This is a genomic window from Lentzea sp. NPDC060358, from assembly GCF_042725365.1.
Classification (GTDB): Bacteria; Actinomycetota; Actinomycetes; order Mycobacteriales; family Pseudonocardiaceae; genus Lentzea.
Genome location: NZ_JBHXCW010000264.1, coordinates 1 through 10,150, shown reverse-complemented (window position 1 = coordinate 10,150; position 10,150 = coordinate 1). Strand labels below are relative to the sequence as shown.

General features: G+C 73.3%; 12 protein-coding genes. 8 read left to right on the top strand and 4 right to left on the bottom strand.

The window, feature by feature from the left end; genetic code table 11:
- Positions 1 to 27 precede the first annotated feature (27 nt).
- Positions 28 to 492, top strand: coding sequence for a LysR family transcriptional regulator substrate-binding protein (locus tag ACFWGZ_RS35315; RefSeq protein ID WP_382455932.1), 465 nt, complete (start codon positions 28 to 30; stop codon positions 490 to 492).
- On the opposite strand, the gene ACFWGZ_RS35310 is transcribed toward ACFWGZ_RS35315, so the two are convergent.
- Positions 489 to 719 carry a hypothetical protein gene (locus tag ACFWGZ_RS35310; RefSeq protein ID WP_382411568.1) on the bottom strand — a complete coding sequence of 77 codons (231 nt, stop codon included), beginning with the start codon at positions 717 to 719 and terminating at the stop codon, positions 489 to 491. The genes ACFWGZ_RS35315 and ACFWGZ_RS35310 overlap by 4 nt on opposite strands.
- 63 nt (positions 720 to 782) lie before the next feature.
- Between ACFWGZ_RS35310 and ACFWGZ_RS35305 the strand changes: the two genes are divergently transcribed.
- Complete coding sequence (locus ACFWGZ_RS35305; RefSeq protein ID WP_382455931.1) at positions 783 to 1,790, top strand: pyridoxal-phosphate dependent enzyme; 1,008 nt, start codon at positions 783 to 785, stop codon at positions 1,788 to 1,790.
- Entirely contained in the window at positions 1,787 to 2,902 is a 1,116-nt protein-coding gene (locus ACFWGZ_RS35300; RefSeq protein ID WP_382455930.1) for a M20/M25/M40 family metallo-hydrolase, read from the top strand. Before ACFWGZ_RS35305 ends, ACFWGZ_RS35300 begins: the two co-directional genes overlap by 4 nt.
- Positions 2,903 to 2,904: 2 nt before the next feature.
- Here ACFWGZ_RS35300 and ACFWGZ_RS35295 read toward each other — a convergent pair whose 3' ends face one another.
- Positions 2,905 to 3,279: a MerR family transcriptional regulator gene (locus tag ACFWGZ_RS35295; protein WP_382455929.1), complete on the bottom strand. Its 375-nt coding sequence runs from the start codon at positions 3,277 to 3,279 to the stop codon at positions 2,905 to 2,907.
- 56 nt (positions 3,280 to 3,335) lie between these two features.
- On the opposite strand from ACFWGZ_RS35295, the gene ACFWGZ_RS35290 reads away from it, so the two are divergent.
- From ACFWGZ_RS35290 to ACFWGZ_RS35280, 3 genes are all read left to right on the top strand, one after another.
- Positions 3,336 to 4,127 carry an MBL fold metallo-hydrolase gene (locus ACFWGZ_RS35290; RefSeq protein WP_382455928.1) on the top strand — a complete coding sequence of 264 codons (792 nt, stop codon included), beginning with the start codon at positions 3,336 to 3,338 and terminating at the stop codon, positions 4,125 to 4,127.
- A 21-nt stretch (positions 4,128 to 4,148) separates the two neighbouring features.
- Positions 4,149 to 5,000, top strand: a complete 852-nt coding sequence (locus ACFWGZ_RS35285; RefSeq protein ID WP_382455927.1) for an NAD(+)/NADH kinase — start codon at positions 4,149 to 4,151, stop codon at positions 4,998 to 5,000.
- Positions 5,001 to 5,095: 95 nt separating this feature from the next.
- Positions 5,096 to 6,040: an alpha/beta fold hydrolase gene (locus ACFWGZ_RS35280; protein ID WP_382455926.1), complete on the top strand. Its 945-nt coding sequence runs from the start codon at positions 5,096 to 5,098 to the stop codon at positions 6,038 to 6,040.
- On the opposite strand, the gene ACFWGZ_RS35275 is transcribed toward ACFWGZ_RS35280, so the two are convergent.
- Positions 6,033 to 7,343 carry an MFS transporter gene (locus ACFWGZ_RS35275; RefSeq protein WP_382455933.1) on the bottom strand — a complete coding sequence of 437 codons (1,311 nt, stop codon included), beginning with the start codon at positions 7,341 to 7,343 and terminating at the stop codon, positions 6,033 to 6,035. The two genes, ACFWGZ_RS35280 and ACFWGZ_RS35275, sit on opposite strands and share 8 nt — an antisense overlap.
- A gap of 154 nt (positions 7,344 to 7,497) precedes the next feature.
- Here ACFWGZ_RS35275 and ACFWGZ_RS35270 point away from each other — a divergent pair, with 154 nt between their 5' ends.
- Positions 7,498 to 8,148, top strand: a complete 651-nt coding sequence (locus ACFWGZ_RS35270; protein ID WP_382455925.1) for a TetR/AcrR family transcriptional regulator — start codon at positions 7,498 to 7,500, stop codon at positions 8,146 to 8,148.
- Here the strand turns inward: ACFWGZ_RS35270 and ACFWGZ_RS35265 are convergent.
- Entirely contained in the window at positions 8,138 to 9,148 is a 1,011-nt protein-coding gene (locus ACFWGZ_RS35265; RefSeq protein WP_382455924.1) for a helix-turn-helix domain-containing protein, read from the bottom strand. The two genes, ACFWGZ_RS35270 and ACFWGZ_RS35265, sit on opposite strands and share 11 nt — an antisense overlap.
- A 97-nt stretch (positions 9,149 to 9,245) precedes the next feature.
- On the opposite strand from ACFWGZ_RS35265, the gene ACFWGZ_RS35260 reads away from it, so the two are divergent.
- Positions 9,246 to 10,150, top strand: a 905-nt coding sequence (locus ACFWGZ_RS35260; RefSeq protein ID WP_382455923.1) for an alpha/beta hydrolase, incomplete at its 3' end; no start/stop codon positions are given.

The following is a 10,150-nucleotide window of genomic DNA, read 5'->3' as shown; positions in this document are numbered from 1 at the left end:
GTCTAGGAGGAGACCGACCAGCCGGACGTGCAAGGTCTGGACCTGGTGTTCTTCGACGGCCGGCTGACCGGTGACGTCGAGCAGACCAAGCTCCTCGACGACCCGTACGTGCTCGTCGCGCGCAGGGGCCAGTTCACCGGCGGGCCCGTCCCGCTCGCGGCGCTCGACGGCGCGGCGGTGGTCGCCCAGCCGCCGATCTGCGACCAGGCCCGCGTCGAACGCGTCTACGCCGAGGCGGGCGTCCGGCCGCTGGTCGTGTTCCGCACGGCCGACAACCGGGGCGTGCTCTCGATGGTGCGCGCGGGCATGGGGCTCGCGGTGATGCCGGCCCTGGCGCTGGACCTGCAACCGGACGACGTGCTGTGCACGCACGAGCTCGCTCCCGCCCTGGCACCGCGGGAGATCCACCTGGCCTGGCAGGCGAACCGGACGCTGTCCCCGCTGGCCGTGCGCGTCGTCGAACTGACGAGGGAGGCCGTGCGGGGTCTCTAGTCCCGCGGCCCGCGCAGCGTCAGCACGACCCGCAGCACGTGCTCGACGGCGGCCGGGAACACCGCTCCCCGCAGCTCGTCGCGGTGCGCGAGGGTCAGCCCCGCGAACTCCAGCATCCGCTCGGGCCCCACCCGGCGGACCACGAGCCCGGCGACCTCCTCCAGGTCGAGCCCGGGGTGGTCGAGGCGGGTCAGCGCGAACTCGACGATCAGCTCGTCCTCGGTCACCGGTAACCTCCGCGATTCGTCGAATTCTCCCACCGGTACAGATCGGGAACGTGCGCTGGACCGATGATCCGCGCCACCACCACGCTGGTGCGCATGATGTTCTCGCAGCCACACGCCCGGGACTGGACGTGCCCGCCCGCGCCCGCCGGGGTGCGCGAGTTCCACGCACGGCTGCCCGGCTACGCGCCCACCCCGTTGACGGAGCTCCCCGCCCTCGCCGCCGAGCTCGGGGCCGGCCGCCTGTTCGTCAAGGACGAATCTTCCCGCCTGGGCCTGCCCGCGTTCAAGGCCCTCGGCGCCTCTTGGGCCGTTCACCGCGTCCTCACCGGCCGGACCGGACAGGTCACGCTCACCACGGCGACCGACGGCAACCACGGTCGTGCCGTTGCCCGCTTTGCTTCCATGCACGGCCAACGCGCGCACGTCTTCGTGCCGCACACCGTGCCGCAGCCCGCCATCGAGGCCATCAAGGAAGAAGGAGCCGAGGTCACGGGCGTCGACGGCACCTACGACGACGCGGTCCAACGGGCGTCCGAAGCCGACGGGGTCCTCGTGCAGGACATGGGCCGGCCGGGCTACGAGGAGGTCCCGGGCTGGATCGTCGAGGGCTACGGCACGCTCTGCCACGAGGTCGACGAGCAGCTCGGCCACGAACCCGGCCTGGTCGTGGTCCCGGTCGGCGTCGGCTCGTTCGCGCAGGCCGTGGTCACCCACTACCGCGGGCGCGCCTCCCGGACGCGGCTGCTCGCCGTCGAACCCGACACCGCCGCCTGCGTCCTCGCGAGCCTCCGGGCGGGCAAGCTCACGACCGTGCCGACCGCGGACACGGTCATGGCCGGCCTCAACTGCGGCACGCCGTCCACCACCTCCTGGCCGTTCCTGCGCGACGGCCTGGACGCCGCAGTCGCCATCTCCGACGCCGACTGCGCCAAGGCGATGGCCGACCTGCACGCGCTGGGTGTCCACTCCGGACCGTGCGGCGCCGCACCGCTCGCCGGGCTGCGCGCCGCCCGGCACGAGTTCGCCGACCTCGCCACCGTCGTTCTCATCAGCACGGAAGGACGCCCGTGACCCCACGTGACCTGCTCGCCCGGCTCGTCTCCCTCGACTCGGTGAACCCCGACCTCGTCCCCGGCGGCGCCGGGGAGCGCGAGATCGCCGACTTCTGCTCCGGCTGGTTCGCCGCCCGCGGCTTCGAGGTCCACCGCCTGGAACGGCGGCCCGGCCGGCCGTCGGTCGTCGCCGTCCGCCAGGGCAGCGGCGGCGGGAAGTCGTTGATGCTCAACGGTCACGTCGACACCGTCGGCCTCGCGGGCTACGACGGCGACGCGCTGCGGCCGGAGATCAGGGACGGCAAGATGTTCGGCCGCGGCACGTTCGACATGAAGGGCGGCGTGGCGGCGATGATGGTCGCCGCGGCGAACGCCACGAACCTGCGCGGCGACGTCATCGTCGCGTGCGTCGCGGACGAGGAACACGGCAGCTCCGGCACGGCCGAGGTGCTGGAGCGCTTCACCGCCGACGCGGCGATCGTCACCGAGCCCAGCCACCTCGAGGTCACGCTGGCGCACAAGGGTTTCGTCTGGTTCGACGTGGAGGTCGAGGGTAGGGCGGCCCACGGCTCGCGGCCGGAGCTCGGCGTGGACGCGATCGCCAAGGCCGGCCACTTCCTCGTGGCGCTGGAACGGCTCGGCCACGACCTCGCGGCCGGGCCGCGGCACCCCCTGCTCGGCACCGGGACCGTCCACGCGTCGCTGATCGGTGGCGGCGAGGAGGCCTCGACCTACCCGTCGCGCTGCCGGATCACCCTCGAACGCCGCACGGTCCCCGGCGAGACCCCGCAGCACGCCGAGGACGAGCTGCGCGCCGTGCTCGCCCACCTGGGCGACACCGTCCCCGACTTCCGCGCGACGCTCACCCGCGGCCTCGCGAGGGACCCGTTCGAGGCGGACCCCGGGGCGGAGGTCGTGCGCACGCTGGTCGCGAACCTGGGCGAGCCGCCGGTGATCAGGGCCGAGCCGTTCTGGACCGACTGCGCGCTGCTCGCCGCGGCCGGCATCCCCTGCCTGCTGTTCGGGGTCGACGGCGCGGGCGCCCACGCCGCCACCGAGCACGTCGACCTCGCCTCGCTCGACCGGCTCACCGACGTGCTGACGCGGACGATCACCGACTTCTGCGGCTGAGCTCAGGGCCTGAGCGCGCGCTTGAAGTCCGGACACTCGACCAACGGCTCGTGCGTGCACGTGGCCGCGTGGTCGAGGCTGTCACGCATGCGTTGCAAGCGGGCGATGTCCTCTTCGAGCAGCCGCGCCTTCTCGGCCATCCTGGCGCGAGTGGCGGCGTCGCCCGGCATCGCGACCAAGAACCGGCTGATCTCCGCGATGGTGAACCCGGCCCGGCGGGCGCAGGTGATCATCGTCAGGCGTGGCGGCACCTCCGGGTCGTAGGTGCGGCGCAACCCGTTGCGGCCGCTCGGCGCGAGCAGGCCCTTCTTCTCGTAGAACCGCAGGGCCGACGGTGCCAGCCCCGACTTCTCCGCGACCTCGGCGATGTCCAGCACGGGTGCGACGGTAGCGCCTTGACTTGAACCGCGCTTCAAGTCGCACGATCACCGCCATGCGGATCCACCACTTGAACTGCGGTTCCATGCGCTCGGTCGAGCCCACGCGCGAGGGCCTGCCGAGCATCCCGGCCGTGAACCACTGCCTGCTCGCCGAGACGGACCACGGCCTCGTGCTCGTGGAGACCGGACTGGGTCTCGGCAACGTCCGCGATCCCGCCGGCACCCTCGACCCGTCCTGGGTCGCCCAGGTCGAACCGGCGCTCGAAGAAGAAGAGACCGCCATCCGCCAGATCGAACGCATGGGTTTCGACGCGACGGACGTCCGCCACGTCGTCCTCACGCACCTGGACGTCGACCACTGCGGCGGACTCCCCGACTTCCTGGGCGCCGCGGTCCACGTCCTGGCCGGTGAACTGGAGGCGGCGCTGCGGGAGGCACCGAGCCTGCGCTACCGCCCGGCGCACTGGACGCACGGTCCGCGGTGGCGCGCCCACGAGTCCACGAACGACCGGTGGTTCGGCTTCGACGCCGTCCGGCCGGCCGACCTGCCCGAGATCAGGCTGGTCCCGCTGGGCGGACACAGCGCGGGCCACGCGGGCGTCGCGGTCCACGACGGCGATCGGTGGCTCCTGCACTGCGGCGACGCCTACTACTACCACCGCGAACTGGACGAAGACCCCGAACCGCACCCGCTCTTCGACGTCATCCAGACGAGGTCCGCGGTCGACCACGACCGGCGGGTGGGCACGCAGGCCGCGCTCAGGGCCCTCGCCCGCGACCACTCCGCCGAGGTCACGCTCTTCAGCGCACACGACCCGTGGGAATTCGGCAGACTGACGGGGTGACGCGACTGAGGACGACCTGACGTGCACGCCGCCGGCCTGGTGCTGCACCCGCAACGAGACTCCGCCGCCGCCGTGGAGGCCGTGCTCGGCTGGGCGGCGAAACGCGGCGTGGAGATCCTCGGCATCTCCGACGAGATCCAGCGCCTGCGCTGCGAGGCCACCCCGGTCTCGGCGCAGGAGCTCGGCCGCCGCGCCGACCTGGTCGTGAGCCTGGGCGGTGACGGCACGATGCTGCGGGCCATGCGGCTGGCCGACGGCGCGCACGCGCCGGTCCTCGGCGTGAACCTGGGCAAGCTCGGCTTCCTGGCCGAGGTCGACGTGCCGGACCTGCCCGCGGCCCTGTCCGCCATCGACGCCCACGACTTCACCGTCGAGCCCCGCCTCGCCGTGGACGCCACCTTCGGCGACCAGAAGATCACCGCCTTCAACGACGTCGCCGTCGTGCGCACCCCCGGCCAGGGCAGCGCCCGCGTGGCCGTGCGGGTGGCGGGGCAGCCGTTCGTCAGCTACTCCGCCGACGCCGTCATCGTCGCCACCCCGACCGGCTCGACGGCCTACAGCTTCTCGGCGGGCGGGCCGATCACCAGCCCGTCCGTGGAGGCCCTGCTGGTCACCCCGGCGGCGCCGCACTCCGCCTACAGCCGGGGCGTGGTCCTGTCCGTCGACGACGACGTGGACCTCGACCTCCTGCCGTCGAGCGGCCGCCTGGCCGTCGAGGTCGACGGCATGGTCGCGGGCCACGTCGAACCGGGCCAGCGCGTGTCGCTGCGGGGCCGGGCGGCCGCCGCGCGCGTGGTGCGGCTCGGGATGACGACGTTCTACCAGCGGGCGCGGCGCAAGCTGCGGCTCACCGACTCCGCCGAGCTGGGCTGACCCGGTCCCGCGCACCTCCTCCCCCGAACTCCACCGGTGTTCGAGCGCGGCTTGTTCGGATGTCCGCGCCGAGCTACGGACAGGGGTCAGGGGTCATGGAGCTGAACAGACGCAGCGTGTTCGCACTGGGCGCCGGTGCGGCGCTCGCCGCGACGGCGGGAACCGCCGGGGCGGACGCCTCGAAGCACCGGGAGCCCGACCTCCCGGGCTTCCGGCACAACTACGCCGAGGTGAACGGGGTGCGCCTGCACTACGTCACCGGCGGCACGGGAGAGCCGCTGGTGCTGCTGCCGGGGTGGCCGCAGACGTGGTGGCTCTACCACAAGATCATGCCCGCGCTGGCGGCGAAGTTCCGCGTCATCGCGGTCGACCTGCGCGGCATGGGCGGGTCGGAGAAGCCCGCGGGCGGCTTCGACAAGAAGACGATGGCCACGGACATCCACGAGCTGATCCGCAAGCTCGGCTACACCAAGGTCAACGTCGTGGGGCACGACCTCGGCAGCATGAGCGCGTTCGCGTTCGCCGCCAACTTCCCGGCCGCGACGAACAAGGTCGCGTTCATGGACGTGCTGCACCCCGACGAGAGCTTCTACCAGATCCCGCTGCTGCCGCGGCCGGGTGGCTTCAGCGTGTGGTGGTTCGCGTTCAACCAGGTCCTGCAGCTGCCGGAGCAGCTGCTCACCGGGCGGTTCCGGTACCTGGCCGACTGGCTCTTCGACCACACCGCGTTCACGCCCGCCGCGATCGACGAGCGGTCGCGGCAGATCTACACGCGGGCCTACGACTCGGCGGAGGCGATCCGCGCGACCAACGGCTGGTACCAGGCGTTCCACCAGGACATCGCGGACGGCAAGACCTACGCGAAGCTCGCGCCGCCGGTGCTCGGGCTCGCCTCGGTCTCGTCCTACGACCAGTTCGCCGCGACGTTGCCAGCCGTCGCGAACCAGTTCGAGCTCGTCCGGGTCGACGGGTCCGGCCACTGGCTCGCCGAGGAGCAGCCGGACCTCGTCGCCCGCGAGATCACGCGGTTCTTCAGCTGACCCGGCGCGCCGACGGGAGGAAGGCCGCGATCGCCACCGCCACCAGCGCGGTCGCGGCCCCCAGGCCCATGATCAGCTGGAAGCTGCCCGGCGCGGCCACCTGCGTGAGCACGACGCCCGCCACCGCGCTCGAGACCGACGTGCCGATCGCGCGCATCAGCGTGTTGAGGCTGTTGGCCGCGGCCGTCTCCGACGCCGGCACGGCGCCCATGATCAGGGCGGGCATCGCGCCGTAGCCGAGGCCGATGCCGGCGCCGATCACGGCGGAGACCACCACGAGCTGCCAGATCGCGGTCAGCATGAAGATGCCCGCGCCGTAGCCGAGTGCGACCACGAGCGCGCCCAGGATCAGCGTGACGCGCGGGCCCCGCTCGTTGGACACCCGCGCGGACACCGGTGCCATGAGCATCATGACCAGGCCCGACGGCACCAGCACCAGGCCGGTGACGAGCAACGACTGCCCGAGCCCGTGCCCCGTCCCGGCCGGCAGCTGCAGGACCTGCGGCAGCACCAGCGACTGCGCGAACAGGGCGAACGCGAACGACACCGACGCGATGTTGGTCAGCAGCACCTGGCGGCGGGCCGTCGTGCGCAGGTCGACCAGCGGCTGCGCGGACCTCAGCTCCCACCAGCCCCACAGGCCCAGGGCGACCGCCGTGGCGGCGAACAGGCCCGTGACCGTGCCGCCGCTCCACGTGGACGCCTTCGACACGCCGAGCAGCAGGCAGACCAGCGCGACCGAGAGCCCGAGCGCGCCGGGGAAGTCGAACCGGCCGCCGCTGCGCACCGGCGACTCCGGCACCCAGACCAGCACGGCGACCAGCGCCAGCGCGCCCGCCGCGGCCGAGGTCCAGAAGAGCATGTGCCAGTCGCTCTGCTCGACCAGCAGCGCCGCCGCGGGCAGGCCGAGCGCGCCACCGACCCCGAGCGACGCGCTCATCAGCGCGGTCGCGCCCGCCAGCCGTTCGCGGGGCAGCTCGTCGCGCATGATGCTGATGCCGAGCGGGATCACCCCGACCGCCATGCCCTGCACCACGCGGCCCACGACGAGGGGGAGCAGCGAGTCGCTGAGCGCTCCGATCACCGAGCCCACGACGACCATGACCAGGCTGACGAGCAGCATGCGGCGCTTGCCGACCATGTCGCCGAGACGGCCGACGACGGGCGTGGCGACCGCGCTGGCCAGCAGGGTCGCGGTGACGACCCAGGTGGTGTCACCGGGGGACGAGCCCAGGAGCTGCGGGAACCTCGGCAGCAGCGGGATGACGAGGGTCTGCATCAGGGAGACGACGATGCCGCCCATCGCGAGCACGGCGACGACGACGTTGGGGCGCGTCACGGGACGCGTCTCTTCGAGGAGCACCCACCGATTCTAAGTCAGTCACTTGACTTAATCTGGAGCGGCCGGATGATGTCCGTGTTGTCCGGACCGGCTCCAGGGGGAAGATGGTGGCGTGATGAGCAAGATCGACAGTCCGGCCCGGACCGAGCGGGCGCACGCCACCCGTGAGCTGATCCTGACCGCGGCGGAGCGCCTCTTCGCCGAGCACGGCGTGCTGGCCGTGTCGAACAGGCAGATCAGCGAGGCCGCCGGGCAGGGCAACAACACCGCCGTCGGCTACCACTTCGGCACGAAGGCCGACCTCGTGCGGGCCATCGCGCGCAAGCACTTCGCCCAGGTCGAGGAGATCCGGCAGCGGCGGATCTCCGAACTGGGCGCCGAGCCCGACCTGCGCGACTGGCTGCACTGCCTCGTCCTCCCGCTCACCGAGCACCTCGACGCCGTCGGCAGCCCGACGTGGTTCGCGCGGTTCGGCGCGCAGGTGATGACCGACCCGACGCTGCGGCCGATCATCGTCGACGAGACGCGGTCCTCGCCGTCGCAGGTGCGGATCTCGGCGGGCCTGAACGCGTGCCTCGCGGACCTGCCGGACGACGTGCGGGCCGAACGCCACGACATGGCGCGGCAGCTGCTCGTGCACATGTTCGCCGAACGGGAGCGCGCGCTCGCCGAGGGCACGCCGACGCCGCGGGCGAGCTGGCACGACGCGGCCACCGGGCTGGTCGACGCGCTCGTGGGGCTGTGGCGGGCGCCGGTCAGCCGGTAGCCGCGTTGTCCCGCAACCGCCGCAGCACCAGGGCGAGGTGCAGCCGGAACCGGCCGGGAGCCTCGTCCAGCCCGAACCCGAGGACGGCTTCCGCGCGGGTCAGCCGGGTCGTCATCGTGCTGTGGTGGCGGTGCACCAGCACGGCCGCCTTGCGCACCGATCCGGTGGCGCACAACGCGTCCAGCAGCGCGATCATGCCCGGTTCCGCGCCGAGCCGGTCGAGCGCGCGCACGTCCGGCAGCGCCGCGACCTCCGCCGGGCCGACGTCGGCGAGCACGGCGAGGCCGCCGAGCTTCTCCCACCACACCACGGGATCGCCGTCCGAGGTGTACCGCAGCGCCGTCCGCGCGGCCCGCCACGACCGCGCCGCGTCGATCGCCGGCAGCAGCGGCCCTACCCCGAGCCTGCCGGGCACCTCCGGGACCTCGGCGCTCAGCACCGCGCGGACCTCGCCCAGCGCCTCCGACCGGTCCAGCACCACGGACCGGCCCGGCACCTGCCCCGTCGCGGCCAGCACGCGCACCGGGCTGCCGGCGTCGATGCCGAGCAGGTGCAGGGCGCGCGACCGTTCCGCCGTGCCCGCGCTTTCCGACAGCACGAGCTCGACCAGCGCGGGGTCCCCGAGCTCCGGCAGCGGCACGCTGGAGTGCTCCAGCAGCACTGCGGCGGCGATCGCGAACCGTTCCAGCAGCATGTCGTCCAGCGGCGCCGGGTCGCCCTCGCGGGCCGCCCAGACGCACACGCCGCCCTCCAGCGCGCGGATCGACGCCCGCGCGGGCACCGGGCCGGTCGTGACGGCACCGCCGGAGTCCGCGCGCAGGCCGAGGCCCTGGCCGGGCGCGTGCAGGCCGACCGGGCAGCCGGCGAGCTCGGACGTGCTGCGCACCAGCGCGTCCAGGCCGGCGCGTTCGGTGATCAGGCGGTCGAAGAACCCGATCACCCGCACCGCGCTCTCGGCGTCGGCGTCCAGCCCGGACAACCTCAGCAGCAGGCCTCTCATCCCGTCACCATAGCCCCGACAGGTGGCTGGTCCGAGGGCCCGAACGCCCGCCACCCGTCGGCTGCCCGCACGCCCGTTCCGAGCCGAGGATCGCTCCATGAGCTACGACGTCGACCCCGAACTGCTGCCCTGGCTCGACATGCTGCCGCAGACGGCGCTGCGGGACTACGAGGCGCTGCTGGCCGCCCGTGCCCAGCAGTCGCAGCTGCAGGACCTGGTGCCCGCCTACGAACCGGCGAACCCCGTCGAGGTCCGCGACATCACGGTGCCCGGTCCGTCCGACGCGCCGGACGTGCCGGTGCGCGTGTACTCCCCGGCGAACCGCCGGGGCCCGGTGCCGGGCCTGCTCCACGTCCACGGCGGCGGGTTCGTCCTCGGAGACCTGGACATGTTCCACGCCCAGGTGCTGCGCCTCGCGGACGAGCTCGGCATCGTCATCGTCTCGGTGGACTACCGGCTCGCCCCCGAGCACCCCTTCCCCGCTCCCGTCGAGGACTGCTACGCGGCGCTGAGGTGGGTCGCGGAGAAGGCCACCGAGCTGGGCATCGACCCGGAACGGCTCGGCATCGCCGGGGAGAGCGCCGGCGGCGGCCTCGCGGCGGCGACCGCCCTGCTCGCCCGCGACCGCGGCGGCCCCCGGCTGTGCTTCCAGCTGCTCGGCATCCCCGAGGTCGACGACCGGCTCGCCACCGAGTCGATGACGGACTACACCGACACCCCGCTGTGGAACCGCCCGAACGCGATCTACAGCTGGACCGCGTACCTGGGAGCGGAACCGGGCGGCGCGGACGTGTCGCCCTACGCCGCCCCGGCCCGCGCCACCGACCTGTCCGGCCTGCCGCCCGCGTTCGTGACGACCTGCCAGTACGACCCGCTGCGCGACGAGGGCCTCGAGTACGCCCGCCGCCTCGCGCACGCCGGGGTGCCGACCGAGCTGCGCCTGTACCCCGGCACGTTCCACGGCTCGTCGCTGGTCGAGAGCTCGGCGATCTCGCGCCGGAT

Bases quoted from the DNA above. Each gene is read 5' to 3' on its own strand.
- ACFWGZ_RS35305 (WP_382455931.1), top strand. From the start codon at position 783: ATGATCCGCGCCACCACCACGCTGGTGCGCATGATGTTCTCGCAGCCA.
- ACFWGZ_RS35275 (WP_382455933.1), bottom strand. From the start codon at position 7,343: ATGGGCGGCATCGTCGTCTCCCTGATGCAGACCCTCGTCATCCCGCTG.
- ACFWGZ_RS35270 (WP_382455925.1), top strand. From the start codon at position 7,498: ATGAGCAAGATCGACAGTCCGGCCCGGACCGAGCGGGCGCACGCCACC.
- ACFWGZ_RS35265 (WP_382455924.1), bottom strand. From the start codon at position 9,148: ATGAGAGGCCTGCTGCTGAGGTTGTCCGGGCTGGACGCCGACGCCGAG.
- ACFWGZ_RS35290 (WP_382455928.1), top strand. From the start codon at position 3,336: ATGCGGATCCACCACTTGAACTGCGGTTCCATGCGCTCGGTCGAGCCC.
- ACFWGZ_RS35280 (WP_382455926.1), top strand. From the start codon at position 5,096: ATGGAGCTGAACAGACGCAGCGTGTTCGCACTGGGCGCCGGTGCGGCG.